Below are 26,753 nucleotides of genomic sequence, written 5' to 3' on the forward strand. Positions count from 1 at the left end.
CAAGCTCTCACCGAGTCGTCCGGCCCGAGGCGGTGCTTTCAAGGATGGCGCGGACGCGCCGCAGTTGACGCGTCCGGCCAAACGGGGCTGGCTTAGTGCGCCGTCTGCGAGACGGTGCTGCCGTTGACGCCGAACACGCTGAGCTGTCCGACGGCAGCGGCGTTGTTCTGGAGCGCGGCAGGCCCGAACGAGTTCTGGGTGATCGCGCTGCCGTTGTTGCCGAACGCCACCTGGCCGGTCGTCGCCGAGTTCTGCACGCCGACCTGGTTGACCGTGCTGCCGTTGTTGAGCGAGGCCGCGCTGGTGCCCTGCATCGTGGTCGCGCTATTGATGATGCCGAGCTGGCTGGTCGACGAACTGTCGTTGGTGAGGCCCTGCTGCGAGACGCTGGAACCGTTCACGACGCCCACTTGCACGGTGGTCGAGGTGTTGGCGGCCTGCGCGGCGGAGGACAGGGCGAGCACGGCAACGGAAGCAAAAAACAATTTGCGCATGGAATATCCTTTCTGGCTAAGATCTCTGACTGGGTTCGGATGCCGTCTTGGAGGAGGCCGACATCGCAGGACAGACTTTGAACCGATCGTGCTGCGTGCGACAGACTGCAGTTCATGCTAATCGGTACGGACTAGACGTTGCGCGGCGCCTTAGGTGTCCGCGCACTAGCTGTACGGTTGTCCCGTGCCGGTTCGTGTTGTCTCGTCTTCGCGTCCCATGCTGTCGACCAACCGCACCACCTCGATCGGCGAGCGAAGCTCCAGCTTCCGCATCATCCTGGTGCGATGGACCTTGGCCGTCACTTCGCTCACCCCGAGCCTCGCCGCGATCTGCTTGGCGACGAGACCTTCGGCCATCAACAGCATGATCTCGCGCTCCCTCGCCGTGAGCGTCTCGACGCGCTGGCGCGCTTCGCGCACGCTATCTTCGCGTTCGAGCCGCCTGCGGTCGCGCTCGATGCCGTGCCTGATAGCGTCGAGGATCTCCTGCTCGCGGAAGGGTTTTGGAAGAAACTCGACTGCGCCGCGCTTCATCGCCTCGACCGAGACGCGGACGTCGGAATGGCCACTGATGAAGACGATCGGGATCAGCACGCCCGTCTCGGCGAGCCGGCGCTGAAGCTCGAGGCCGGTCGGCGCGGTGCCGGGAAAGCGGACGTCGAGCACGAGGCATGAAGGCCCGCCGGAAATAATCTCCCCGAGAAACTCGTCGGTCGATGCAAACAATTTTACCTGATGCCCGGTCTCCTCGCAGAGACTTCCGATCGCGGTTCGAATCTGGATCTCGTCGTCAATGACATAAACTGTGGCTTGACCTGAACTCATGGCAACGGGCTCCCCGGCTTGGGGCTCGATGAACAAGCAACGAGCCATCCATTCTTCTTGCAAGCGAGATCAAGGTGCTTGGATGAATTCGCGGGGATCGAGCGAGTCGCTCCGGTCCGCCGCTTCGACGTCTTAGGGCCAACACCCGTTCAAGACGAGTGAAGGCGTTCACATATCGGGTTTCGTGATTGGGGGGATTCGCCCTGGCGACCTGCGGCATCATGGCGATGCGCGATATCGACAATGCGACGATCTGGCGTCGGAACTTCGGTATCGCCGACTGCGTCATGGCGTCGCCACCCACGTGCCGACTTGAAACGCCGGGCGCTGGCCGCTTCGGCCAGAGCAGACGGGAGGTTCAGTCAGCTTGTTGAGTTCGATACCGCGCGCGTCATATCGATACGCTCCGTATGCATTTCCGGCAAGTCACGAAAGATAGCACCCCGCAGACTTTACTTCTGGATCATCAAGCGCGCCCGACCGTCGCCCCGGCAACAGCGACACACTGACGATCGACTGCGTTTTCTTGGATTTACAACCATAGCGCGACCTTTGTCTGTGCCGCCAACGATGCCATTTCAAGAGGCGGGGTTTTTGATATGCGATTTGTGCCAGTTATTGCCTTGCTCGGAACTGCATGCGGCCTCGCCACGGTCTACGCCGCGGGGCCGGCCGTCATCGGCGACGCGGCCGGGGCCGCGGCGGAGAAAGCGGCCCGCGCCTATGAATCGACCCAACTGCTGCTCAAACCCGTCGGGCCGGAAGCACGGAGCTTCGGATCGGATGCCCCCGTGTTCCGCTTTGCCTCAATCCAGCGCGGCAGCATCGAGCAGACCATCACCGTCACCGGCGCCCTGCAGCCGGTCAAGACGATCGAGGTGGGTTCCCAGTTATCCGGGCAGCTCGCCCGGGTCTATGTCGATTTCAACGACACTGTCAGCAAGGATCAGCCGCTCGCCCTGATCGATCCGCGCAGCTTTGCGGCCAAGGTCGACGAAGCTAGGGCGGCGGTGGCGGTGGCGAACTCCTTTGTCGACATCGAGCGGGCCAAGCTCGACCGCGCCAGGATCGATCTGCAAAACGCCAGGGGCAGCAGAGACGTACTCGTGGCCAAGCTCGACAGCGCGCAGGCTGTCAAGGCGTCGGCGCAGAAGACCTTGCAGCGCAAGCTGGCTCTACAGTCACAAAACGTCGTGGCGATAACGGCGGTGGATGACGCCCAGACGGAGTTCACCGCGAGGCTTGCCCAAGAGCGCGAAGCCGAAGTCCTCATGTCCCTGAACGCCTACTCAGTCGACGGCGCGCAGGCCGATATCCGCCGGATCGAGGCGGAATTGCAGCAGGCACGAATGGCCGTGCCGGAGAAGGCGGCCGTTCTCGCTGCGGCCCAGGCCGATCTCGACCGCACCGTGATCCGCTCGCCGATCGATGGCGTCGTCGTCGGCAGGTTCGTCAACGAGGGCCAGACGCTCGCGGTCGGACTGGAATCGCGGACCACGTTCGTGGTCGCGCACCGGCTGGAGGACATGGAAATCCACGCGCAGGTCGACGAAGCCGATATCGGGCGCATCGCCCCCGATCAGCGCGCCCATTTCACGGTGGACGCCTACCCGGACCGCCGCTTCGAGGCGGTGGTGCGGCAGGTGCGCAAGGCACCGCAGAACCAGCAGCACGTCGTGACCTACACCGTCGTCCTGGCGACCTCCAACCTTGACGGCGCGTTGCTGCCCGGCATGACGGCCCTCGTGAAGATCGTGATCGAGCGGCAGGACGACGTGCTGAAAGTGCCGCTTGCCGCGTTGCGCTTCCAGCCCTCCGGCACGCAGCCGGATGCCGCGGCGCGCAGCGGGGTGTGGGCACGCACCGCAAGCGGCTCACTCCGGCGCATTCCCGTCACCGTCGGCGCGGCCGGCACCGAACAGGTCGCGCTCAGGAGCGGAGACCTCGTCGAGGGCAGTCAGGTCGCTGTGGGCCAGGTCATCCGGCCGGCCGGCATGGAGTTTCTCGGCATCAGGTTCGGATCATGACGGCCCACCCGCCCCTCATCAGCCTGCAGTCGGTCTCCAGGACCTATCGCGCCGACGGTGTGGCGGTGGCTGCGGTGCGCAATGTCAGCTTCGACATTGAACGAGGCGAGATCGTCGCGGTGATGGGACCGTCCGGCTCGGGAAAATCGACGCTGATGAACATGCTAGGGCTGCTCGACCTGCCGAGCGAGGGCGCGCTCTATCTCGAGGGAACCGACGTTGCCGATCTCTCGGAAGACCACCGGTCGTCCCTGCGCGCCCGCAGCATCGGCTTCGTATTCCAGTCCTACAATCTGCTCGCGCGCCACAATGCGATCGAGAACGTCGCGCTGCCGCTGGTCTATTGCGGCATCGGCCGCAAGGAACGTCTGGCCCGCGCCGAGCAGAGCCTGGAGGCCGTCGGCATGGTGCACCGGGCCCACCACTTCCCGCGGCAGCTCTCGGGCGGCGAGCAGCAGCGCGTCGCGATCGCGCGCGCCCTGATCGCCTCTCCGCTGATCGTGCTCGCCGACGAGCCGACCGGCGCGCTCGACAGCCGTACCGGCGCCGAGATACTGGCCCTGTTCGCCGCGCTCAACCGGACCGGCCAGACCATCGTGATGATCACGCATGATCCAGGGATCGCGACCCAGTGCGGGCGCACGATCCGCCTGCATGACGGCGAGCTCGTCGCTGACGAAACGCTGGTCCCGATCCTGCCGAAACGGAGCGCTGCGCCATGACGATGCTCCAGGGCTTCCAGATCGCGTTGCACGCCTTGCGCCTCAATCCGTTGCGCAGCATCCTCACCATGCTCGGCATCGTGATCGGCGTTGCCTCCATCGTGACCGTGTTTGCGATCGGGTCCGGCGCGCAGCTTCGGCTCCAGGAGCAGATCCGCTCGATCGGCGCCAACGTGCTGATGATCAACCCCGGCGCGGTCTACCAGGGCGGCGTACGTCTCAAGGATGGCAGCAAGCTCACCATGACCGAGAGTGACGTGCAGGCGATCCTCGAGCAGATCCCCGAGATCCAGGCTGCGGCCGGCTCGATTGCAGGAACGGCCCAAATCATTCACGAGAGCAAGAACTGGAACACGACCATCAACGGGACGACGACCGGGCACTTCATGGTGCGCGACTGGCAGCTTGCGACCGGGCGCTATTTTTCCGGAAGCGAGGAGGCAGGCGCCGGCAAGGTCGTGATCCTCGGCAGCACGGTGGCGCATGAGCTGTTCGCGCCCGGCGAGGACCCGATCGGCGCCCAGATCAGGATCATGAAGGTGCCGCTCGAAGTGGTCGGTGTTCTCGATCGCAAGGGACCAGCGCAGGACGACGTCGCCTTCGTGCCGCTCACCACGGCCAAGTTGCGCTTCCTCGGCAGCGCAAGCAACATCAACCGGGATTCGGTCGCCTACATCATCGCCAAGGTGGCCGCCGACGGACAGATGGCGGGCGCGCGAACGGAGATCGAAAACCTGCTGCGGCAGCGCCACCGTATTCCCGCCGGCCAGGAGGACGACTTCAAGGTCCAGGATCCGGCCGCCGCCATGGAAGCGCAGCAGGGAGCGATCCGCACCGTTGCGCTCCTGCTCGTCGCCATCGCCTCGGTCTCGCTGCTCGTTGGCGGCATCAGCATCATGAACGTCATGATCGTGTCGGTCACCGAGCGCACGCGTGAGATCGGAATCCGCCGCGCGCTTGGCGGGCGGATGCGGGACATCCGTCTTCAGTTTCTCTGCGAGGCCCTCGTGCTCTGCCTGCTCGGCGGCGCGATCGGCGTCGGTGCCGGCGTCACGCTCTCGATGACGGTCGCTCGCATGGCAGGATGGATCACCTCGATCGACGGCCAGGCGATCGGCCTTGCCCTCGCCTTCTCGATCGCGACCGGCCTGATCTTCGGTTTTTATCCCGCCCACAAGGCATCCAAGCTCAGCCCGATCGAGGCACTCAAGACGGAGTGAGAATATGCTGGGGTGTTCGCATCGACCAAAGGCCACGGAGGAGCAGTCATGAGTCCGGATCCGAAACATTCGATCACACCAACGCCACGCGAGCGGGACCTGATGATGCTGATCGCACGCGGCTTGCAGAACAAGAACATCGCGTACGAGCTCAAGATCTCGGAGAACACGGTGCGCGCGCATATCGGCAACATCATGCGCAAATACCGCCTCCAGAACCGGACCCAGATCGCGATCATCTTCGCCCTGCAGGCGGCGCCGCCATCGCTTCGCCGCAACCTGGCCAATGGCGGCCGCAATTCGGCGACGGCAACGCCGGCCAAGGCGGTCGCGCAGAATACGCCGGTGCCGACGGCGCCGGATTGAACGCTCCGGCCACAATTCCTTGCGTCATTTCAGACGAAACACCCAAGTCCGGGGTCAACGGACCGGCGGTAAAATATTTCTCTTTATTAGAATTCGGATTTTTGTTAGACATTTCTCACTCCGGCCCAAGGAAGAGGGGCGTATCGCGATCGTCACGAACGCGGGCCGGACGGCGGTGGACGTTAGTCACATCGGCGCGAACGGCTTTGCAGGGCGGGTAACCGTGAGTGAAGGCCTCGCGCACACGACCGGTGTGATCGGCGTACGGCAAAATCGTGTGGTCCTGGCGCCCGGGGTCTGTGCGCCAAGCGTTGCGGTGATGTGGTGGCTCAACCGGGCACACGCATCAGCCATCCGCAAGGCGACGGGGGCAATAGTGCATCGCTCCCCGGGGAGAGCGCGACATAAGCCGTAAAGCCACTGCGCAGGGAAGGCCGGATGTTGGGCGACACCTGTATGCCGCTGTGCAATCTTGTTCACGACAATCTCGCACAGTGGACCGCGGGTGCCAGCCGGCACCCGGTCTTCCCTGCGCCCTCTTTCAATTGAGGGTGAGGCGACGAAGCAAAGCTCGGGCAAAACAATCCGCGAGAGGGCGAAGGTGTGTCTGCCACTCGGAATGCGAATCGAAGCGCGACGCTGCCAGCCACTCACTCCGTCATTGCGAGCGCAGCGAAGCAATCCAGTCTGCCGCCGCGGAAAGACTCTGGATTGCATCGCTGCGCTCGCAATGATGATGCTGAAGCAGCTGCCCGCCAAAATTCCTGTCTCGTACCCCGGACGCTGCGCAACGCCTCTTGGCCGTGCGCTGCAGCGCGTCCGGGACACGCGGACCGTCCCTGCCCTTCTTTACATGCCGCTCCGCTCTTGTAACAAAACCGTCATGCAGCGAAACTAAACGAAGCCGGGGGCCGCGGTTGGCGGCCAAGCCGCCTCGCAGGGAGAGATTTTGATGCGCCGTTCACTGGTGTTGCTGTCAGCCGGACTGACAGTGTTGTCCGCCGGACTTTCGACCGGACCTGCCTCCGCAGAGAACAACACGCCCCGCAACCTGATCCTGTTCATTCCCGACGGTCTGCGGGCGCTGAAGGTAACACCCGAGACCGCCCCGGCAATGGCCGAAATCCGCGACAAGGGCGTCAATTTCAAGAATTCGCACTCGCTATTCCCGACCTTCACCATGGCCAACGGCTCGGCGATGTCGACCGGCCATTATCTCGGCGACACCGGCGTGTTCTCCAACACGATCTGGACCAACTATACCTCGGTGCCCGCAGGCGACACCGTCGTCCCGTTCATCGAGAACGACGCCGTGCTCGGCGACATCGACGAGCATTTCAAGGGCGACTACCTCAACGAGGACACGATCCTGAAGCTGGCCCGCGACAAGGGCTACAGCACCGCCGCGCTCGGCAAGCATGGTCCGACCTATCAGTTCGACCACACCGACAAGCCCGAAAAGGCCGGCCTGCATTCGGTCGTGTTCGACGACGCCACAGGCGGCAAGAACGGCGTGGCGCTGTCGGACGAGATCAAGGCCGCTCTCACCAAGGCCGGCCTGCCCCTCGCCACGCCGCCGCGCGGCGACAACTCCAAGGCGGGCGATGCCAAGACGCCCGGCACCACGGCGGCCAACGTTGCGCAGCAGGCCTATTTCGCCGACGTCGCGGCCAAGGTCGTGCTGCCGATGTTCAAGGCGCGCAACAAGCCGTTCGTGCTGGTGTTCTGGTCGCGTGATCCCGACGGCAGTCAGCACAACACCGGCGACAGCCTCAACCAGATCATGCCCGGCATCAACGGGCCGACCTCGATGGCCGGCATCAAGAATGCCGACAACAATCTCGCCCAGCTCCGCAAGGCGCTGGACGAGCTCGGCCTTGCCGCAAACACCAACATCATGGTCCAAGCCGACCACGGCTTCTCGACCATCTCCAAGGAAAGCAAGACCAGCCCCTCGGCCAAGGTCAGCTATGACGACACGCCGAAGGACTTTTTGCCGATGGGCTTTCTGGCGCTCGACCTTGCCAAGGCGCTCGACCTGCCGCTGTTCGATCCCAACGACAAGAACGCCAAGGTCGAGGGCAACAAGCACCCCAAGGCCGGCAACGGCGTGCTCGGCAAGGATCCGGAAAGGCCCGATCTCATCATCGCCACCAATGGCGGCTCCGACCTGATCTATTTGCCGAACAAGGACAAGAAGCTGGCGGCCAAGACCGTCAAGGTCCTGCTCGAGCAGGATTACGTCTCCGGCCTGTTCGTCGACGACTCGCTCGGCCGCTTCCCCGGCACGCTGCCGCTGTCGAGCGTCAACCTGCGCGGCAAGGCGGCGACGCCGACGCCGGCGATCGTCGTCAACTTCCGCTCCTATGCCAGCGATTGCGGCGAGGCGCCGACCAACTGCTCGGTGCACGTCGCCGACACCGTGCTGCGCCAGGGCCAGGGCATGCATGGCAGCTTCAGCCGCGGCGACACCATGAACTTCATGGCCGCGATCGGTCCGGACTTCAAAACCGGCTATGTCAGCGAGATCCCGGTCAGCAATGCCGACGTCGGCATGACGGCCGCCCAGCTCCTCGGCCTGCGCGCATCGCAGAACGGCGGCCTCGTCGGCCGCGTGATGTCGGAGGCCATGCCCAACGGCATCGTGCCGAAGGCGTACAAGGGGGTCGAGAAGTCGAAGAAGTCAGAGAACGGCCTTCAGACCGTGCTGAACTTCCAGCGCGTCGGCAGCCAGCGCTATTTCGACACTGCCGGTTTCCCGGGCCGCACGCTCGGCCTCGAGTTGGACACCGGCAAACAAAAAACGGCGGGGAAATAACCCCGCCGTTCAAATGCGTCCTCGTGAGAGGCGCAGAATTTCACATGCCGATGTCGAACACGTTCGGCAATTGGCCCGCCAGAGGCAGCGCGGTGGCGCCCAGGAAGGTCGCCACCATCGCCATCAGGCGACGGTTGTTCTGGCGCTTGCCGCGCATCTGGCCGGCGATCCACTCGAGCATTTCGCTGTTGACCTTGGAGGCATAGGACGGCGCCCACCCCTCGATATCGGACTCGGCCGACAGCGCGACGCTACGCGGCGGCACCTTCAGGCCGGAGGCGCTCGCCGCATAATGGGCGACCGCCTTGGCCAGCAAATCGTCGAACCGGCCACCATCGGTGCGCTCGGTCGCAGCTTCGTTGATCTCGAACAGCGCTTCGGCTTCAGCACGGCTGACCGGCTGGTCGTTGACAGCCGAGGCGGTGAGAATGCGGACGCACCAGGCGGTGTCATCGGCATCGAGCGAGCGGGAGAAGTGCACCCTTCCCTTGGTGGTCGGGCCTTCGCCCGTGATCACGCCGTCGCGCACGATGGTCAGTGCATGGGCCGAGGTATCGCGGCAGGACGGTTCGAGGGACGGCGACTCAACAGACTTATGCGCAGCGGCAGACATAGTTCACTTCCAGATTTCTTCTGATCGGCCAGCATTTTCATGCCGGCGTAAAGGGGTGGTTAATGATTCGGTACGGGGATCGCGACTTTTCGAGATAGTTGCCAATTGGTCGCTGTCAGGACCATTTTGGTTCTGGGAAGCGACGGGCGAGCGTGATGGAAGTCATAAAAGGCTTTCTCGGGGCAATCACGCCCGTATAGCCCCGGTGGAGATGTTTCGCCGCAGGCGCCGCTGTAACAAAAAGGTGCTAGGAAATCAGGCCTTCAAAGAAGGAATTCACATTTTACTTGAAGCGGTTCAGTTAGCGTTCACTTGGGATCGCGAAGACCTTATAATGGTCATGACGGTCAAAGATGAATTCTCAAGTAAATTCAATAGCATGAGGTAGAACCATGACACTTCCGATCGGCGCCACCGCCCCCGATTTCGAAGCCGAGACCACCGAAGGGAAGATCAAGTTCCACGACTGGATCGGCAATAGCTGGGCGCTGCTGTTCTCGCACCCGAAGGACTTCACGCCGGTTTGCACGACCGAGCTCGGCGCGCTCGCCAAGCTCAAGCCGGAATTCGACAAGCGCGGCGTCAAGCTGATGGGCCTCTCGGTCGATCCGGTCGATCGCCACGCCAAATGGTCGGAGGACATCAAGGAGACGCAAGGTGCGGCCCCGAACTATCCGATGATCGGCGACACCGATTACAACGTCTCCAAGCTGTACGGCATGCTGCCGGCCGCGATCTCGGGCGATCCCCTCACCCGCACCGCCGCTGACAACCAGACCGTCCGCAACGTCTTCATCATCGGGCCGGACAAGAAGATCAAGTTGGTGCTGGTCTATCCGATGACGACGGGCCGGAACTTCCAGGAGATCCTCCGCGTCATCGACTCGCTCCAGCTCACCGCCAAGCATCGCGTCGCGACCCCGGCCGACTGGTCGCAGGGCGACGACGTCATCATCGCGGGCTCGGTCTCCAATGACGAGGCCAAGACGATCTACCCGCAGGGCTGGAAGGAGCCGAAGCCCTACATCCGGATCGTGCCGCAGCCGAAATAACCCAACTGTCATTCCGGGCGATGCGTCAGCATCACCCGGGATGACGATGTCAGCTCTTACGCCGCGCGCACGCGTTCGAGGAAGCCCTCGACCTCAGCTTTCAGATGCAGGCTCTCGCCCGACAACGCCTGGGCGGAGGCAAACATCCGGCTGGACGTCTCACCCGTCTCGTTCGCACCCTCGGCGGCCTGACGGACGTTGACGGCGACATCGGCCGTGCCCGATACCGCCGCGCGAACGCTGGCGACGATGTTCTGGGTCGCGCTCTTCTGCTGCTCGACCGCCGCCGAGATCGAGCCGGCGATGCCGCTGATGCGCTCGATGGTCTGGCTGATCGCCTTGATGGCGACAACCGATTCCTCGGTCGCAAGCTGCATGCTGGCGATCTGGTTCGAGATCTCGTCGGTCGCCTTCGCGGTCTGGCCGGCGAGCGTCTTGACCTCCTGGGCCACCACGGCAAAACCGCGGCCGGCATCGCCCGCGCGCGCGGCCTCGATGGTCGCGTTCAGCGCCAGCAGATTGGTCTGCTCGGCGATCGAGGTGATCAACTTGACAACATCGCCGATGCGCGCGCCTGCCTCGGAGAGCTGCGCGATGCGGTGATCGGTTGCCTCGGCCTGCCGCACGGCCTCAGCGGAAATGACGTTCGATTCCTGCACCCGCCGGGTGATTTCGGAGATCGATTGAGACAGCTCGTCCGAGGCCGACGCCGCCGAACGCACGTGCTCGGAGGCATTTTCGGAAGCTCCGGCCGAGCGCGCCGACAGATCGGCGGTGGAGCGCGCGGTGTCGGTGAGCTGCCGCGCCGTCCGCTCGAATTCCCCTGACGATGTCAGCACCTTGTCGAGAATGCCGCCGACCCCGCCACGGAACTCCTCGACGAAATTGCGCAGCTCGGATTTGCGCTGCTCGGCGGCTGCGGCCGAAGCCGCCGCCTGCTCGCTGCGCATCCGCGCCCGCTCCTGCGAATTGCTCCTGAACACCGCGACCGTGCGGGCGATCTCGCCGATCTCGTCGGCGCGATTTTCGCAATCGATCTCGACATCGCTCTGGCCTTCGGCGAGCGCGGTCAGCGAGCGCGTGACCGAGGTGAGCGGCTTGGTGACACGGCGGACGACCAGCAAGGTCAGGACCAGCACCAGCAACGCGGCGAGGCCGGCGGCAGCCGCCATGCTCTCGATCGTCTGGGCCAGCATGCTCTCGAACTGGGCCATCGGGATGCCGACATAGAGGATGCCGGCGACCTTGCCGCTGGCGTCGGCGACCGGGAAATAGGCGGTCATGAAGGACTTGCCGAACAGGGTGGCCGGGCCCTTGTAGGCCTCGCCACGACGCAGCAGCGCCTGCGCCGGGTGATCGGCGGCAAGCTGGGTCCCGACGGCACGGTCGCCATTTTCCTTTTTCACGTTGGTCGAGCGCCGCACGAACTGCCCGCTCGCATCGTCGAACACGAACAGGGTCGCGTTGCCGCCGACATAGGACACCGCGCGATCGACGATGGCGTGATCCTTGAAGTCCGGCATCTTGGGAATCTCGGCGCGCGCGACCGCGCCATCCCGCATCGTGATCTTCGCATCGGGAACGATTTCGGCAAAGGCCAGCGCCAGCGTGCGCAAACTCACCCCGATGTCGCGGAGCGCGCGATCGTTGAAAGCGGAGCTGAGCGACCAATAGCCGGCGCCGACCACGAGCGCCGTATTCATAGCGATCAGCAGCACGGCGCACAGGAGCGCCTTGGTGCCAAGCTTGAATTGCGGCAGAAACTTCGCCGTTGCTCGTCCGTACATGAATGAAATTACCTCCGTAATTCCTGCATATTCGTGCAATCGGCTTACGGTCACATTAACGGCGGTTCCAATCGCCGCCGCGCGACATGCTTTCCAAATCGTTAACGAGGCCACCCTGACCACGCCCAGAACTACGCCAAGGACCACGCCAAGTGCTCCGCCCATCATCGTCTGGTTTCGCGACGACCTCCGCCTGTCCGACCACCCGGCCCTCCACGCTGCCGCCAAGGCCGCTGCGACGACCAGGGCGCCGGTGATCTGCCTCTATGTGCTGGACGACGCGGCCGGGCGAGCGCCGGGCGCCGCGGCGCGCTGGTGGCTGGCGCAGTCGCTGAGGGCGCTCGGCGCCGACATTGCCACGCGCGGCGGATCGCTGATCCTGCGCAAGGGGCCGGCGGCCAGGGTGATCGCGGAGGTGGTCCGCGAGAGCGGAGCCCGCACTGTCTACTGGAATGAGATCGCACAGGCGTCGCATCAGGCGATCGAGCGGCAGCTCGAAGCAGCGCTGGCAAAGATCGGCGTGGACTCGCAAAGTTTCCCGGGCGACTTGCTCGTTCCGCCCACGGCGATCCGCAACAAGGAAGGCCGCGGCCTGCGCGTGTTCACGCCATTCTGGCGGCGCGTGCTGGCGCTCGGCGATCCGCCGAAGCCCCTGCCGGCACCGAAGGAGCTGCGTCCTGCGCCGACGGTCGCCAGCGACGCGCTGGAGGCCTGGAAGCTCGAGCCCCGCAAGCCCGATTGGGCCGGCGGCCTGCGCGAGACATGGACCCCCGGCGAAGCCTCCGCCCGCGCCCGCCTGCGCAATTTCCTCAAGCACACTGCACAAGGCTATGTCGGCGATCGCGACCGCCCGGACCGCGAGGGCACCTCACATCTGTCACCGCATTTGAGGTTTGGCGAGCTCAGCCCGCGCCAGGTCTGGCACGCCGCGCGGTTCGCCGCGGCGGAGAACCCTGCGATCGGACCCGGTGTCGACAAGTTCCTGAGCGAGCTTGGCTGGCGTGAGTTCTGCCGGCACCTGCTCCACGACCACCCCAACCTTGCCACCAAAAACCTGCAAGCGAATTTCGACGGCTTCCCATGGAAGCCCGACGCCAAGGCGCTCGCCGCCTGGCAGCGCGGACGCACCGGCTATCCCATCGTTGACGCCGGCCTACGCGAGCTCTGGCACACCGGCGTGATGCACAACCGGGTGCGAATGGTGGTCGCCTCATTTCTGGTCAAGCACCTCCTGATCGACTGGCGCGACGGCGAAAGCTGGTTCTGGGACACGCTGGTCGATGCGGATGCCAGCAGCAATCCCGCCAACTGGCAGTGGGTCGCCGGCTGCGGCGCCGACGCGGCGCCCTATTTCCGCGTGTTCAATCCGGTGCTCCAGGGTGAGAAATTCGACCCGGATGGAGCCTATGTCCGGCGCTGGGTGCCCGAATTGAAAGACGTGCCGGCCAAGTTGATCCACAAGCCCTGGGAGGCCACGCCGATCGAGCTTGCGAGCGCCGGCGTCACGCTCGGCAAGACCTATCCGCAGCCGATCGTCGATCATGCCAAGGGACGAGAGCGCGCGCTCGCCGCCTACGCCAAGATCCGCAAAGGTTGAGCGTTGCTTTGACACAATTATGAAACGCGCTATCGTCATCGCTCCATGCAAACCGTGGGGGACACTATGGACGACGACAAGCCGATCACCGAACAGGCGATGGACACGATCACCGCCGCCGTGGAAGCGACCAAGGACGCAGCTGTCACTGCGGTGAAGAAGGTCAGGAAGGCCGCCAAGAAGGCTGCGAAGAAAGTAGCGCCGAAGAAGGCTTCCAAGAAGAAAGCCAAGAAGGCTGCGAAGAAAACTTCGAAGAAGGCCACCAAGAAGGCTTCGAAGAAAGCTGCAAAGAAGTCGTCGAAGAAGGCCGCCAAGAAAACGGCAAAGAAGACTGCCAAGAAGGCGACCAAGTCGAAAAAGAAGGCCAAGAAGGCCAAGCGCTGATCGCAACGCCGAGGTCTCCGGGGGCGGACGCGCCCGGAGACGGCTCCAGCGATGCCCTACCCTCGCCGCTTGGCTGCACGCCGGCCCGGGTGATGCTCGCCCTGCGGATCGCGGAATTCGCTGCGATGACCGCGCCTGTCCTCGGCGTTGAAGCGCCGACGCTTCTCGGGCGAGCCGAACGCCTTGATCACCTTCCTGCCGTTGACCTTCTTGATGACGTAGCCACCCTCGGTCATCGAGAACGGCTCTTTCAGCGTTCCCTTGTGGTCGAACTTGGTGCCCCGGGGATGCTTGAACGGTTCGAACCAGGACGGATAGACGAAGTTCGACATCTCGAAGCCGGCGACGAAGAAGGTGTCCTCTTCCACGGCGTCACAGACCTCATAGGCATATTGGGTGTTCGGGTTTTTGTCGGCCCAGAGATTGGCCATGGGATCGAGCACCATCTCGAACAGCTCGTGCGAGGCCGCCACGCTGACCGGCTCATCGCCCAGCGCCTTGACGAAGATCTTTGAGATCGGCTGGCGGCGATGCGTCAGCTCATGGCGGCCGAGCATGTTCTTGTGGGAGGCCTCGTCAAAATAGACCAGCTGCCACTCGCCCGGCTTCGGCTTTTCGCTGACATAGAGGTCGACCGGATAGCCCCACACCGGCAGGAAGTGCTTGTCGTAGCATTTCTGGAGCGCCGCTGTGAGCCTGGCCATCTTGCGGCCGCTGATCGTCGGCTCCGCGTAGTTGATGCAGGCAATCCGGACCGGCTTCAGGGACCTGCCAAGCAATGCGCGTCTCGCCTTCTTCATGGAAATCACCTGTGAAAGGGCCACTGAAATGCGCCGACCCTAGCACGATCTTGCCGCGCACGTCAGGGATGTATTCCGGCGGCCCGGCCCGCCGGTCCTAGAAGCGTCGGTTGACCACGAACACCGCAGCCGCGCACATCACCATGCCGGCGATCGCCAGCGCATCGAGCTTTTCTCCAAACAGCAGATAAGCCATCAGCGCCGTCACGGCGGGCACCAGATAGAACAGGCTTGCAACAGACGTGGCGGCGGCATGGCGGATCAGCCAGTACAGCAGCCCGATCGACCCGATCGAGAGGGCCACGGCGAGCCAGGCCAGCGCCAGCATGAACTCGCGCGTCCAGTGCACCACGCGGTCCTCGAACAGGAAGGCGCCGATCGCGAAGAAGATCGTGACGGAGACGTACTGCACGAGATTGCCGGCGCGCCAGTCGATGTGGTTGCAATAGCGGCGCTGATAGAGCGTGCCGAGCGTGATGCTGATCAGCGAGACGACGGAGGCGAGCCAGCCGAGCCCGGCTTCGCCGGTCATGGGACGGCCGTGCAGGATCAGCACGACGCCGCCGAGGCCAAGGACGAGCCCCGCCCATTGCACCGGCGTCACCTTCTCCCCGAGCCAGCGGTTGGCGATGGTCGAGGTCAGGATCGGCTGAAGGCCCGGAATGAGCGCGGAAAGCCCGGCCGGAATCGAATGCGCGATCGCGATTGCGGTGCCGCCGAGATAGAAGCCATGGACGAGAATGCCCGCGACGGCGCTGTGCGCGATACCGATACGGTCCGGCCATTTCGGTCGCGCAATCGCGACGATGATCGCCATCAGACCGACCACGAACGCCATGCGGATGGCGAGGTAGGTCAAGGGATCGGCATTGTTGACGACGTATTTGGTGCCGATGAAGCCCGTGCTCCAGAGCAGGACGAACAGGATCGGCGCGGCGCGGGCGGTCAGGGCTTCTTGATTATGATTCATTGCCGCCTCATTGCCCCACCGGGGGCCAATGCGGCAATGCGAATTTCGGCCAATTTCGTCCGGACGATGCTGCGCTGCGACGGACCGGACGGCTTAGCCGCTCACCATTCGTCCGGACAGGGATCGATGATCTTCCAGAGCTCGACGCCGTTCTTGATCTTTTTCATGTCGGTGGTGAGCCCGCCATTGCGGCGGATCCAGTCCTTCACCGCGTCGGGGTAATAGGCCATCAGGTCGGACGTCCCCTCCGCGCTGGTGACCTTGATGCCGAAGGTGAAGGCCTTGTCGTAGTAGGCTTGGTGGAAGCCGAGGCTGGCGCGCGGCGTCACGCAGATCTTATTCATCGGCACGATGCCGAGCACCAGGGTGCAGGCCGAATTGCAGATGCCGTCGATGATGACGCGCTCACCCTTCTCGCGGACGCGCTTGTACTTGGCCTTGTACTCCTCGACATAGCCGCCGTGGTCGCGGGTAATGTGCAGCTCGGCCCGCGCCGGCGTGGCGGCGACGACCGAGAGCAACAGCAGGCTCAGAGGCGTGATACGCATGGCGAGGTGACGGCGAAAGCCTTCAGGAATGGACCGGCCTCGAAGGACCCCCAAGATGATCCTCGGGCCGGCAACAGGATATTTAACCGAATTCTCTTTGGTCATACTTGTGTGGGGAATTCGTTAAGCATCTCGAAAAGGCCAAAAATGGGCAAGTTCGGACCACAGAACCGGCAATTCTGTCACACCCACCCGGAAATCTGCGGGATTGGCCCCGATTTCCGGGCTGCAGACGGGTGTTCCGGCCGCCCGAACTGGCTATAAACGGCTGACCTATTCGTGCGGGTTCCGGAGATTCGAGATGAGCAAGTTGAAGCTTGTAGCCGCGATTGCTGCCCTGTCGGCCGCAATCCTTGCCCCTGGCCTCGCAGAGGCACGGGGACATCACCGGTACCACCGCTATACCACGAACCCGCTGCCCTACCCCATCAGCTATCTCCACAATTACGGGCCCGGCATGACTCCCGGGACGTTCGCCTTTTACGACGGCCCGTCGACCAACCATTGCTACCAGAGCGCAGCCGCCTATGTCGGCCAGGACCGCCGCCGGCACCCCTGCTACTGAGGGGCGCAGGCGCGTCGCGGGGGCCGCTATTTGGCGGCGCCCGACAGCAGCAATTGCTTCTCGATTTCGTAGACCGGCAGTTTGACGAGGTCCTTGCCGACCTCGCCCTGGAGTGCCTTGCGCACCACATCCGAATAGACGGCGCGGATCATCCCAAGCGCACGCGGCGAGGCCACCATGGTCAAGGCCGAGGTCTCGCCTGAGCTGACGGCAGCATCGAGCCGTCCGGCCAGGCTGCGCAGGAAGGTGCGCTCGGCCTCGTCGTGCCAATCAGTCTGCTCCACCGAGCTGCGCGCGCTGCCGGCCGCGCCATGGAGCCTGCCCGGCGCGTGGGTCCCTTGCGCGCTGGTCGAGGAATTGGGCTGCTCGTGCACCTCCCTGGTGTGGAGGTTCGGAAACATCTCGTCGCCGAGGTTTTCCAAAATGAGCGCCTTGCGCCCGTCGCACACGACCAGCCAGTCACCCTTGTCGATTCTCATTTTGTCCATTGCACAGCTCCAAAGCGACCTCGCGAGCCTGCTCTTCGAATTGCTCGAAAGGCTGGCCACGACGCCAGCTTACGGACGAAGCCGCACCAGTGAATTGCGCGGGATCAAGGATGGTGGCGATGTCCTGCGGAGCGCAAACGCAAGCGCAGCATTGGTCAAGAGCGCGAACCTGGGATAGTCTGGCGGAGCTAAAGGTCAGGCCTGCGGCGGGCTGGCTGAAGACCTGTTCATCAGCATTACATTTCGCCCCCGCCACAATTTGATCAGAACAAACTTCGATATCCCTGTATTGCGTAAGCGGAGAAAGACATCATGAAGCTTAGAATTGGCCTCGTCGCTGCGACCCTGCTGGGTGCGTTGGTCGCATCATCGGCGGCGTCCGCCATGCCCATCGCGCCTGCTCCTGCGACGCCGCAGGTTTCCGACGTCGAGCAGGTCCGCATGGTCTGTGACGCCTGGGGACGCTGTTTCTGGCGCCCGAACTACTATGGATACTACGCGCCGCGGCCCTACTACGGTCCCCGATATGCACCGCGCTTTTACGGTGGGCCTCGCTATTACGGACCACGCTATCGCCGCTGGTAATTCTAAAGGGGCCCTCTGGGGCCCCTTCGCTTTTGCGAGATCAAGGATGTTGGTCTGGAGTCATTCCAAAACTGATCTAGATCAAAGACGAAATCCGCCACGCCGTCATTCTCCGACGATGGTCGATTTGATCGTTTTTCGATGTCCCCAGACGGGCATGAACGTGCAGACACATCTTGAGAAGCAACAGAGACAGGAGGCACAGAGCTTTGCCTCCTTCGCCTGTCCCGCCTGCACGCGGCTGCATTTCATCGACCTCGCCTCCGGCCAGCCGATGACTCGAGATCGTTGACGACGACACCGATCCGCCAAGCTTCATGCCATGATGTCCGCAATACTACGGCCCGGAATCCAGTTTACTGAAGCGCGATGTTTCGCCATTGATGGCGATGTTCCGACGTTCATTTGATTGTCATATTGCAGCAGCCGGCCGCACGCATGTTGTTCGACGCCCTCGCCCCATCCTCGGCGCTTCAATTGATCGGCTTTGCCGACGTCGATGCATTTCGGCCGATCGAGTCGATGGAGGATGCGAGAAGCATTCCGCTCGACGTCCGGAATTTCGCGGCGGCTCGCGCTGTCGTCTCCCTGCCCGGCTGCCGCATCGTCATGATGCGCTCGTTCGCGCGCATCCTCGACGCCGCCTATCGGATGCCCGGGGGGATGGTGATCCTGCCCATGACGGACGACCTTCAGGTCAATTCCAAGGGCATGCATCTGGACGCGCGTTTCTTCATCGCGCTCCGCGGCAGCGATGAATGCCATTTCGTCGAGCGCCGGACCAATCATCATGCGATGATCATCTTCTCACCCGGCTTGAGCGACCGGGGCTGGTTCGATCAGGCGGACGATTTGCGGGCCTATGTCGCGAACCGCCCCGCTTTGCTCCACATACGGCAGCTCCTGCTCGACATTCTGCGAACCGCGTCGGTGCAGCCGGCCCTGTTCGAAACGACCGAGGTCGCCGCCCATCTCCAGGAAGGCCTGCTGCTCGCGCTCGACGATCTGTTTCGCATCGATTCGCTCTCGGACCGGAGTGCCTCCGTCCAGGGCGAGCGGTCGATCAAACTCGTGCAGCGGATCGACGATTACGTCGCGGCACATCCGACTGCTCCGATCTATACCGCCGATCTCGCCGGCGAGTTCGGCGTCTCGATCCGGACGCTCGGCGGCGCCGTCAGCAAGGTGCGTGGCATGAGCCTGCATCAATACATTCGCTTGAAAAAATTGTGGGCGACGCGGTCTCGCCTTCTCAAAGGCGGGGGCGCCAACGTCGCCACATGCGCGCGCGCCCAAGGCTTTCACCATTTGGGGGAGTTTGCCGCAGCTTACCGTGCGACCTTCCACGAAGCGCCGTCCGACACGCTGGCCCGGGGCCGGCAAGCCGGTCCGACGGCTGGTTGATCAGGCCCGGCTCCAGTCTTTCCAGTGCGACGCGCGCCTCAAGGGAACCAGTTCCCTCGAACTGCATTATCCGAGCGGTGCGCTGGCAGCGCACTGAAGCACCCCGCGCGACCTACGTGCGGGGTTTTTCTCGCCGTCAACCAAGTGGTTCAGGAAGAAAATGTCTATTAGCCGCAACGTATTGTTTCTGATCATCGGTGCTCTGGTCGTCACGGCGGCCGTGCTCGGCTACAATCTCTACCAGACGAAGAAGCAGCCCGATGGCCTGCAAATCAATGTCGGTCCCAACGGGCTGAAGATCCAAGGCAAATAGAGGCGGCTCACGGCCTCGCGCCCTATCCGAATACTGTGGCCTGACAATTGGCGCGCTCGGAGAGATTCGAACTCCCGACCCTCGGAATCGAAATCCGATGCTCTATCCAGCTGAGCTACGAGCGCCCTGGCCCAGATCTGGGCCGTAACCGAGACGCCCCAGATCGCTGCTGGCGAGCCAGCAGGCCGGATGACGTTCGGATGGGTTCGAATTAGCAGAGAGGCCGGCCAATAAAAAGCCCTTCCCACCTCGATTCGAGGCGGGTCAGACCCGCCCTTACCAGGTGCTGTTGAAGAAGCCGAAATGCGGCTGCTGCGCCATCACCATCATCGGCCGCCCTTGCTGCGGCACCGGATGCGTTCTGGCGACCTTGCGCTTGGGCTGCTGCGCCGAGAGCTGAGAGGATTGGGTCTGAGCGGGCTGGGCCTGCGCCTGAACTTGCGGCTGAATTTGCGTCCTGGCTTCGGTCTTCTTGGCCGCAGCGGTATCGGCCTTCGCGGCCGGCGTGAATTGGGCGAACGTCTCGCGGACCCGCGCCTTGGCTGATATCTCTGCCAAAGCGGGTGACATGCTCTCCACGGGCGGCTGGGGAGCCGCGACGGCGGCGATCTTCACCGCAGGGGCGGCAAGCGTCGGCTGACTGGTGTCGAGTACGACACGCTCCGGGAGGTGGCGATCGGACCGGATCCGAATCAACGGCTGTTCGTTGCTTGCGGTTGCGATAGCCTGCGTCACAGGCGAAGTCGGCAGAACGTAGTTCGCCGCGAACAGCAGTGCGAGCAAGGCTCCACCGACAAAGAAGAAATACCGAAAGATGGGCATTGGCCACGCTCCGCCCGCCGCATCCCCGCGTGGGCTCTCCGCCTTAACAGGCGATAATTTAATTGGTTCCTGGCCCAGCCGTTCGGTTCAAATGGCGACGCCAAGTTTTTCGGCCAAGCCCCCGGGACAGTAACTTTTCCGCTACCCGGCACTGCCGGCCTTATGTCCGGCGTGCTGCCAGAAGCGAACACTTCGCCTGATCGGCATTCACGTTGACGAAGCCGACAGGAATGCGCGCAAAAGTCTTGCGGCTCTTCATGCTGACCGGATCCGCCAGAACGCGGGTGCGGTCGGTGAGATGACTGCCATCGCGCCGCGCAAAAGCGCAGACGATCTCGACATCCTTTACGGCATAGTCGTTGTCGTTGCGCAGCGTGAGCGTCACCAGCGCCTTCGAGCCAAGGCCACCGCGGCGCCAAGTCTGAGATGAAATCCTGATCCGGCCGAGTTCTGCCATTGTCGGAATCGGAGCTTCGGAAGGCGGCGACGCGGCGGCCGCATCGCCCGAAGGCGCCGTCGCGACCGCTGCCATCTCAGACGTCACCGGCTCTGCACTGTTGCCTCTGGAGAGGGGGAGCAGCATCCAGATGCCGCAACCGACGATGATTGCCGCCAACAGCCACATCAGGCCTCGTCCAAATGAAACGCTCGCGATCGTCACCGCCCGCGCCAGTCGTTCGCCGGTCCCGGCGAAACGCCCTAACCCGATGCGGTCAAACCCAGCGTTCATGGTTGCTTCACCGATCACGGCGGGATCACGTTCGACAACGGATTCGGCCACTGCTTACCTTAATCGGGAAGGCGAACTAAGGTTCCCGCGCAGCTGCCGAGTCGGCAAGAGCGGTGGCGGTCACGGGCCGAGGCCGCTAACATGCGCTGCAACATCAAGATCCGTCGGGAGAACACGAAATGCCAGTCGTCACTTGGGATCACGTCCATCTGCGCAGCCCCGATCCGGAGGCCACGGCGGCCTGGCTGCGGGACATCCTCGGTGGCGAGATCGTGCAAGCGCCCGGACGGATCGACGTGAATCTCGGCGGCGCAAGGATCTTCATTGCGCCGCTCGAGGGCGACAATGCGGTCAACCCGCCGCCGCCGCACCCGCATCAAGGCCTCGACCATTTCGGTCTCACGGTGAAGGACATCGACGCCGTCGCCGCCGAGCTCAAGGCCAAGGGCGTCACTTTCACGCGCGAACCGACCACGATCCGCCCCGGCGTGCGCATCTGCTTCATCCGCGGCCCCGAAGGCATCTCCATCGAGCTGCTCGAGCGCGACAAGAAATATACCTGACACGGCGCGCGCCGCATCGGCTCTCCGGGCGACGTTGCCGCCCGGCGTGCCTCAAGTCATGCTGCCGGGCATGAAGCAGCGGACGGCGACGCCCATGTAGCCGTAGATCGGCCAGACCATGGTGCGCCCCACCCGGTTCGGCTCCGAGATCACGGCCTCCTCGGGCACCTCGACCCAGACGAGCTCCTGCGGTCGGCCGTCGATCACGTAGCCATAACGCGGGACGCGGACCCGATAGTGCCCGTCCTTGCTGTCCCAGTCGGTGTCCGAGAGCGCCGAGCCGTCGGCATCGGAGCAACAAGGCCCCTTGCCGCTTCGCAGTCCGTCGAACCAGGCCTTCAATTCGGCCTTGGTGTTGACGAACTGGCCGCGGTCGCGCGCGTGCCCGAAGGGGGCCGCGAGTGCGATCAGGGCCAGGACGCATGCTAGGCTCGCCACGGTTCGCCAGCGTGCCGCGTCGCCGATCCGCCGTTCTCGTGTTTCGCAAATCGTGGGACGCACACTGTACAGACGCGGCTTCTCGCCGCCGGAATCGATCCAGTTGCTCACTTTTGTCTTGCTCCAGCACCCCGCGGCCAGTGCAACGATGGTTATGCATTTCGCGGGCCAACTTGATTCGTAACGACTGGCCTCGCTTCATGATCAGACCGTCATGGCAGTGTCATAGACAAGCCGGGACAATTACGGCTCACGGGCAAGCTCGCAAGGTCGGCAGCCAAACTGCCGCGTTGCGTGGCTGCATGCCCTTTGGCATAAATGCACTACCGGTTACGCCATTGGGCGATGGCGGCCGGCCTTGGGACGTTATGAAGAACGGCCTCTATTCGATTCACGTGAACCTGCTCGATGGTCGGGTCGGCAAGGGCAGCGGCGTGATTCTGTTTCGCGACGGCAAGATTCTTGGCGGCGATGCCTACCTCTATTACACCGGCAGCTACACGGTGAAGGACAACACCTTCAAGGGCGAGGTGCTGGTCCAGCGTCACACCTCGCCGCGGGGTGACGACAATCCGCTGTTCGGCGGACCTGCCGCGGTTGGCATCGGCGTCAGCGGCACGTTCACGGAGACGCGCGGGGACATGACGGGCACCGCGTTGGTCGGAAAGGCCAGCCAGATTTTCGGCGCGACGTTGCACAAGCTTGCAGAGGCCGACTAGAGCTTCGGTTCTGATTGAATCAGAACTGAAGCTCTCAATTGTTGTTTCGACGCGTTTTCTTCACGCGAAGCCGGCATCCACTTCGCTCGAAAACGCGTGTGCTATTCCGCGGCCTGCTCGAGCGGCGCCACGCGCGGCAGGATGATCTGGATACGTGTGCCGCTGCCCGGTTCGGAATCCAGATCGAGCCGTCCGCCGAGCCTGTTCGTGACGATGCTGTAGACGATGTGCAGCCCGAGACCGGTGCCGCCTTGGTTGCGCCGCGTCGTGAAGAACGGATCGAAGGCACGGCGGCGGACATCGAGCGACATGCCGCAGCCATTGTCGGAGAAGATGATCTCGACATTGTCCTTGCCGGACTCGCGCACCTGGATGTCGATGGTCCCCGGCCGGCCGTCCGGGAAGGCGTGCGCCACCGCGTTGAGAAACAGATTGGTCAGCACCTGGCCGTACGGTCCGGGATAGCTGTTCATGGTCAGATCGGGCTGGCACTCGACATTGAGCGTCAGATTGTGCTTGCGAAGGCCCGGCCGCAGACTCATCACCACCTGCTCGGTGAGGTCACCGAGATCGAAGCTGCGCTGGTCCGAATAGTTGCGGTCGGCGGCGACCTGCTTGAACGACTGGATCAGCTCGGCGGCGCGATTGAGATTGGAGACGAGCTGCGAGGACGCATCGCGGCTGGTGTGGAGAAAGTCGTTTAGCGCAGAGCGGCGCAGCTCGCCGCGCTCGACCTCGGCGGTGAACATCGCGGTCTTGCGCTCCAGCGCGGAGGCGACCGTGAGGCTGATGCCGACGGGATTGTTGACTTCGTGCGCGACGCCAGCGACGAGGCGTCCGAGCGCCGCCAGCTTCTCCGCCTCGATCAGCGAGGCCTGGGTCTCGCGCAGATTGCGCAGCGCCGTCTCGGCGGATTCCTTGGCTTTCCGCATCTCCTGCTCGCCGCGCTTGCGCTCGCCGATGTCGAGCGCCACGGTCACGATCCGCTCGATCTCGCCTTCGGCATCGAGCAGCGGCAGCTTGTTGACGAGCCATTGCCGCATGTGGCCGGACGAATCAATGTACTCTTCTTCGTAGAAGCCGAGACCTTTTCGCAGCGTCAGCACACGCTTGTCGCTCTCGTCGGACTTGGCCGCGCCGTAGCGCGACATCAGGTCGGCCGTGGTGCGGCCGAGCGCATCGCCCGGCTCGATTCCGAAGATGCCGGCCATGTAACGGTTCATCAGCACGTAGCGCAGGTCGCGGTCCTTGACGTTGATGACCGCGGGCACGGTGTCGATGACCTGCTGGAGCAGGCGCCGGCCTTCGGCGATGGCGTCTTCCGCGCGCTTCTGGTCGGTGATGTCGCGCAGCGTGCCCTCGTAGCGAACGATGTTGCCCGCCTCGTCGCGGACGCCGGTGGCACTGTCGGACAGCCACAGGATGTCGCCGCCGCGCTGGCGCACCTGGTATTCGAACTCGCGCACCATGCCGTCGCGGGCCATCAGCCGCTGATATTCGACGCGCGCCTCGGGATTGAGATAGATGGTGTGGGCGATGTCGTTGATGCTGTCGATCAGCTGCTGCGGACTGTCATAGCCCATCATCCGCGCCAACGCCGGATTGGCGTTGAGGAGGTCGCCGGCAGGCGTCGTGACATAGATGCCATCGACCGAACCCTCGAACAGTTTCCGGTAGCTCTCTTCGGCGAGGCGCTGCTCGGTCAGTGCGCGCACCGCCGCCTCGCGCGCCGTGTCCGCCTCCTCCAGCGCGCGGCGGAACACTTCGGCCGCCCGCGCGATGTCGCCGATCTCATTGTCGAGATCGGCGGACGGGATCGAGGTGTTCTTCTCGCCGGCTGCGAGCGCGCGGATCGACCGCGCGATCTGGGCGAGCGGACGGACTGTCCGCCGCACCACGAAGCCGGCCGCGAGAATGCCGATCAGCACGCCGATAGTACCGAGCACGATGCTCTGCCAGCGCGCCTCCGTCAGCGTGCGGGCGAAGTCGCGCGACAGCACGTGGCCGCGCCGCGCGCTGACCTCGCGCAGCAATTCGGTGACGCGGCCGATCAGCCGGCCCTCGGTTCCCAGCACCTCGCGATCGATGTCGGCGATCTGCCGTTCACGGACAGCGACCGCGATGATCGCCTCGGCGTAGTCGTTGACGGCCGATCTGAGCTTGGGATCAGCGACTCCCATCGCCCGCATGCTCTGCGCCGCCTGCTCGGCCGCGGACGGGTTGCGCGCAAGCAAACCGAGCGCGATCCGACTCTGCGCTTCCGACAGGCGGGACGCCAGCTCTCGGTCCCCGGTGCCGGAGACAGCCGCGTCGAAGTGGTCGCGGAGCGGCGGCAGGCCGGCGAGCAGCTGGGCGCGGCGGTCGATCAAGGTCGAGATCCGCTCCAGGCCGCTTCGATAGGTAGCAAGCCGCTCGCTGACCCCGTCGATCATGTCCTGCTGCTCGGGCACGAGCTCGATCCGGGTCTTCTTCAGGATGTCACTGAGCGTCGAGGCCGCCTCGCCCACCTGCTTGAACTGGATGCCGGCGCCGGGATCGGTGACGAAGTCGCGCGCGGCGAGCCGCAGCTCGTTCATGCGGCGGTCGATGTCCTCGGCGAGGTCGCCGACGCTCTGGAGCCGCTGCAGCTCGGCAAAAGTCGTGTCGATGTGCCGGATCGCGATCACGCTCGCGGTCGAGGTGACGATGATCACCGCCAGCACCAGAAGGAAGCTGCCGAAGGTGAGCTGGCCGATGGAGAGCGAGAATGTTCGCTTTTTCTCAGGGGTCGGCGTCAATTCGGCGGACATTGGTGATGTGAGGACCCGGCTATTGGAGCTCCAATATACGACGTATTGCGGTCCCGGGGGAACATGCGTCTAGCCGCCGAATATCCTTAATATTGCAGCCGTGCCGGACCCCCTCCGCCCCGGCTTTATGACGTTTTGACGTCGGCCGGCCGGCGGGCCGGGATGGTCATGGCGGCGACGCCGAGGACGACGCAGGCAAGGCCGATCCAGGCGGTCCGGCTCAGGCTCTCGCCGAGGAAGGCGACGCTGATGGCAACCCCGATCGGCACGCGCAGATAGGCCTGCGCGGTGGTGCCGACCGAGCCCAGGGTCTGGATCAGGCGGAAATAGATCACGAAGGCTGCGGCGGTCGAGAAGGTCGCCAGCGCGAGCAGCGCCAGCACGGAACTCAGCGAGGGCGACAGCGTCCAGGGCTGCTCGAGGATGAGCGAGGCCGGGATCAGCGCCGCCGCCCCGGCCAGCAGCGAGCCGGCCGCGGGCGCCATGGGATCGAGGCCCTTGAAGCCGCGACCGAAGATGGCGGCGCAGGCGTAGCAGATGGTGGCGGCAACGATGGCGGCCTCCGCGACGAGGCCGCTTCCGAAATCATGGAAGGCATCGACGCCGACGATCAGCAGGATGCCGGCCATGCCGGCAACCACGCCGACCAGCTTGCGCGGTGTCGTCGCCTCGTGACGCGTCACGACCGCCGTGAGCAGGAAGGTGAAGATCGGGCCTGCCGAGTTGAGGATGGTCGCGAGCGCGGCATCGACGTGGCGCTCGCCCCAGGCAATCAGCGTCCAGGGGATCACGCTGTTGAGCACGGCCTGGAAGGCGAAGCGTTGCCAGGTCGCGGCAGCCGTCGGCAGCCTGATGCCCCGCACCCACATGATCGCGAGCAGCAGCAGGCCCGCAATCGTGGTGCGCGCCGCGATCAGCGTGATCGGCGGAATGGTGGCGACGCCGAGCTTGATGAAGGTGTAGGAGCCGCCCCAGAGCGTCGCGAGCGCGAGCAGCAGCGCCAGCTCGACGACAATGTTGTTGTCCTGCCGGTTGTCCATATCGCGCGCCTCGTCCTGTTGTCAGGAACGGAACGTAGCGCGTCTGCCCTCGCGGATACTTCGTTGTGTGTCGA

At 64.0% G+C, this 26,753-nt stretch carries 27 protein-coding genes and 1 tRNA gene; 14 read left to right on the top strand and 14 right to left on the bottom strand.

Going from position 1 to position 26,753, the window contains the following annotated elements; translation table 11 throughout:
• Positions 1-92 precede the first annotated feature (92 nt).
• Both IVB45_RS22170 and IVB45_RS22175 read right to left on the bottom strand, forming a co-directional pair.
• On the bottom strand, positions 93-494 hold the full coding sequence (locus IVB45_RS22170) for a curlin subunit CsgB (protein WP_247286972.1): 402 nt from the start codon (positions 492-494) through the stop codon (positions 93-95).
• A gap of 165 nt (positions 495-659) precedes the next feature.
• Positions 660-1,319: a response regulator gene (locus IVB45_RS22175; RefSeq protein WP_027567434.1), complete on the bottom strand. Its 660-nt coding sequence runs from the start codon at positions 1,317-1,319 to the stop codon at positions 660-662.
• A gap of 599 nt (positions 1,320-1,918) precedes the next feature.
• Here IVB45_RS22175 and IVB45_RS22180 point away from each other — a divergent pair.
• The 5 genes from IVB45_RS22180 to IVB45_RS22200 all read left to right on the top strand — a co-directional run bounded on the left by IVB45_RS22180 (position 1,919) and on the right by IVB45_RS22200 (position 8,472).
• Complete coding sequence (locus IVB45_RS22180) at positions 1,919-3,346, top strand: efflux RND transporter periplasmic adaptor subunit (protein WP_346015318.1); 1,428 nt, start codon at positions 1,919-1,921, stop codon at positions 3,344-3,346.
• On the top strand, positions 3,343-4,068 hold the full coding sequence (locus IVB45_RS22185) for an ABC transporter ATP-binding protein (protein ID WP_247361819.1): 726 nt from the start codon (positions 3,343-3,345) through the stop codon (positions 4,066-4,068). Before IVB45_RS22180 ends, IVB45_RS22185 begins: the two co-directional genes overlap by 4 nt.
• Entirely contained in the window at positions 4,065-5,288 is a 1,224-nt protein-coding gene (locus IVB45_RS22190; protein ID WP_027518531.1) for an ABC transporter permease, read from the top strand. The genes IVB45_RS22185 and IVB45_RS22190 overlap by 4 nt, the downstream gene beginning before the upstream one ends.
• A gap of 48 nt (positions 5,289-5,336) precedes the next feature.
• Entirely contained in the window at positions 5,337-5,654 is a 318-nt protein-coding gene (locus tag IVB45_RS22195; RefSeq protein ID WP_247286977.1) for a LuxR C-terminal-related transcriptional regulator, read from the top strand.
• A 952-nt stretch (positions 5,655-6,606) separates the two neighbouring features.
• Positions 6,607-8,472, top strand: a complete 1,866-nt coding sequence (locus IVB45_RS22200) for an alkaline phosphatase family protein (protein WP_247361821.1) — start codon at positions 6,607-6,609, stop codon at positions 8,470-8,472.
• Between the two features lie 40 nt (positions 8,473-8,512).
• Here the strand turns inward: IVB45_RS22200 and IVB45_RS22205 are convergent, their stop codons facing one another.
• Positions 8,513-9,085, bottom strand: a complete 573-nt coding sequence (locus IVB45_RS22205) for a hypothetical protein (RefSeq protein ID WP_247361822.1) — start codon at positions 9,083-9,085, stop codon at positions 8,513-8,515.
• Between the two features lie 392 nt (positions 9,086-9,477).
• On the opposite strand from IVB45_RS22205, the gene IVB45_RS22210 reads away from it, so the two are divergent.
• Positions 9,478-10,137 (top strand): peroxiredoxin, encoded by a 660-nt coding sequence (locus IVB45_RS22210; protein WP_007603114.1) that lies wholly within the window; start codon positions 9,478-9,480, stop codon positions 10,135-10,137.
• A 56-nt stretch (positions 10,138-10,193) separates the two neighbouring features.
• Here IVB45_RS22210 and IVB45_RS22215 read toward each other — a convergent pair whose 3' ends face one another.
• Complete coding sequence (locus IVB45_RS22215; RefSeq protein ID WP_247361825.1) at positions 10,194-11,924, bottom strand: Cache 3/Cache 2 fusion domain-containing protein; 1,731 nt, start codon at positions 11,922-11,924, stop codon at positions 10,194-10,196.
• Between the two features lie 193 nt (positions 11,925-12,117).
• On the opposite strand from IVB45_RS22215, the gene IVB45_RS22220 reads away from it, so the two are divergent.
• Positions 12,118-13,521 carry a deoxyribodipyrimidine photo-lyase gene (locus IVB45_RS22220; protein WP_247362767.1) on the top strand — a complete coding sequence of 468 codons (1,404 nt, stop codon included), beginning with the start codon at positions 12,118-12,120 and terminating at the stop codon, positions 13,519-13,521.
• 66 nt (positions 13,522-13,587) lie between these two features.
• Entirely contained in the window at positions 13,588-13,905 is a 318-nt protein-coding gene (locus tag IVB45_RS22225; RefSeq protein WP_027567443.1) for a hypothetical protein, read from the top strand.
• 56 nt (positions 13,906-13,961) lie between these two features.
• Here the strand turns inward: IVB45_RS22225 and IVB45_RS22230 are convergent, their stop codons facing one another.
• The 3 genes from IVB45_RS22230 to IVB45_RS22240 form a co-directional block, all read right to left on the bottom strand.
• Positions 13,962-14,705, bottom strand: a complete 744-nt coding sequence (locus IVB45_RS22230; RefSeq protein ID WP_247361827.1) for a hypothetical protein — start codon at positions 14,703-14,705, stop codon at positions 13,962-13,964.
• A gap of 97 nt (positions 14,706-14,802) precedes the next feature.
• Positions 14,803-15,675 carry a DMT family transporter gene (locus tag IVB45_RS22235; protein WP_247361829.1) on the bottom strand — a complete coding sequence of 291 codons (873 nt, stop codon included), beginning with the start codon at positions 15,673-15,675 and terminating at the stop codon, positions 14,803-14,805.
• Between the two features lie 101 nt (positions 15,676-15,776).
• Entirely contained in the window at positions 15,777-16,223 is a 447-nt protein-coding gene (locus IVB45_RS22240) for a hypothetical protein (RefSeq protein WP_247361831.1), read from the bottom strand.
• Positions 16,224-16,524: 301 nt separating this feature from the next.
• Here IVB45_RS22240 and IVB45_RS22245 point away from each other — a divergent pair, with 301 nt between their 5' ends.
• A complete protein-coding gene (locus IVB45_RS22245; RefSeq protein WP_027567447.1) occupies positions 16,525-16,788 on the top strand; it encodes a hypothetical protein in 264 nt (87 codons plus the stop codon).
• 26 nt (positions 16,789-16,814) lie between these two features.
• Here IVB45_RS22245 and IVB45_RS22250 read toward each other — a convergent pair whose 3' ends face one another.
• The gene (locus IVB45_RS22250; RefSeq protein WP_247361832.1) at positions 16,815-17,276 is read right to left on the bottom strand and encodes a host attachment protein; all 462 of its coding nucleotides are present in this window, start codon (positions 17,274-17,276) and stop codon (positions 16,815-16,817) included.
• Between the two features lie 312 nt (positions 17,277-17,588).
• Here IVB45_RS22250 and IVB45_RS22255 point away from each other — a divergent pair, with 312 nt between their 5' ends.
• The 3 genes from IVB45_RS22255 to IVB45_RS22265 all read left to right on the top strand — a co-directional run bounded on the left by IVB45_RS22255 (position 17,589) and on the right by IVB45_RS22265 (position 19,578).
• Complete coding sequence (locus tag IVB45_RS22255) at positions 17,589-17,861, top strand: hypothetical protein (RefSeq protein WP_081747828.1); 273 nt, start codon at positions 17,589-17,591, stop codon at positions 17,859-17,861.
• 438 nt (positions 17,862-18,299) lie between these two features.
• Positions 18,300-19,265, top strand: coding sequence for a helix-turn-helix domain-containing protein (locus IVB45_RS22260; RefSeq protein ID WP_247361834.1), 966 nt, complete (start codon positions 18,300-18,302; stop codon positions 19,263-19,265).
• Positions 19,266-19,425: 160 nt separating this feature from the next.
• Complete coding sequence (locus IVB45_RS22265) at positions 19,426-19,578, top strand: hypothetical protein (protein ID WP_018455284.1); 153 nt, start codon at positions 19,426-19,428, stop codon at positions 19,576-19,578.
• Between the two features lie 48 nt (positions 19,579-19,626).
• Here IVB45_RS22265 and IVB45_RS22270 read toward each other — a convergent pair.
• The 3 genes from IVB45_RS22270 to IVB45_RS22280 form a co-directional block, all read right to left on the bottom strand.
• Positions 19,627-19,703: transfer RNA gene (locus tag IVB45_RS22270), tRNA-Arg, on the bottom strand.
• Positions 19,704-19,854: 151 nt separating this feature from the next.
• Positions 19,855-20,400, bottom strand: coding sequence for a hypothetical protein (locus IVB45_RS22275; RefSeq protein WP_247361837.1), 546 nt, complete (start codon positions 20,398-20,400; stop codon positions 19,855-19,857).
• Positions 20,401-20,560: 160 nt separating this feature from the next.
• Positions 20,561-21,130, bottom strand: a complete 570-nt coding sequence (locus IVB45_RS22280) for a hypothetical protein (protein ID WP_247361840.1) — start codon at positions 21,128-21,130, stop codon at positions 20,561-20,563.
• A gap of 179 nt (positions 21,131-21,309) precedes the next feature.
• Here IVB45_RS22280 and IVB45_RS22285 point away from each other — a divergent pair, with 179 nt between their 5' ends.
• Positions 21,310-21,693: a VOC family protein gene (locus IVB45_RS22285; RefSeq protein WP_018455287.1), complete on the top strand. Its 384-nt coding sequence runs from the start codon at positions 21,310-21,312 to the stop codon at positions 21,691-21,693.
• 51 nt (positions 21,694-21,744) lie between these two features.
• Here the strand turns inward: IVB45_RS22285 and IVB45_RS22290 are convergent, their stop codons facing one another.
• Positions 21,745-22,242 carry a hypothetical protein gene (locus tag IVB45_RS22290; protein WP_247361843.1) on the bottom strand — a complete coding sequence of 166 codons (498 nt, stop codon included), beginning with the start codon at positions 22,240-22,242 and terminating at the stop codon, positions 21,745-21,747.
• Positions 22,243-22,499: 257 nt separating this feature from the next.
• On the opposite strand from IVB45_RS22290, the gene IVB45_RS22295 reads away from it, so the two are divergent.
• On the top strand, positions 22,500-22,850 hold the full coding sequence (locus tag IVB45_RS22295) for a GrlR family regulatory protein (RefSeq protein WP_007603093.1): 351 nt from the start codon (positions 22,500-22,502) through the stop codon (positions 22,848-22,850).
• Between the two features lie 101 nt (positions 22,851-22,951).
• Here IVB45_RS22295 and IVB45_RS22300 read toward each other — a convergent pair whose 3' ends face one another.
• Both IVB45_RS22300 and IVB45_RS22305 read right to left on the bottom strand, forming a co-directional pair.
• Positions 22,952-25,639, bottom strand: a complete 2,688-nt coding sequence (locus IVB45_RS22300; protein WP_247361846.1) for a PAS domain S-box protein — start codon at positions 25,637-25,639, stop codon at positions 22,952-22,954.
• Between the two features lie 125 nt (positions 25,640-25,764).
• Positions 25,765-26,679 (bottom strand): DMT family transporter, encoded by a 915-nt coding sequence (locus IVB45_RS22305; RefSeq protein ID WP_247361849.1) that lies wholly within the window; start codon positions 26,677-26,679, stop codon positions 25,765-25,767.
• Between the last annotated feature and the right edge of the window lie 74 nt (positions 26,680-26,753).

The organism is Bradyrhizobium sp. 4 (assembly GCF_023100905.1).
Lineage (GTDB): Bacteria > Pseudomonadota > Alphaproteobacteria > Rhizobiales > Xanthobacteraceae > Bradyrhizobium.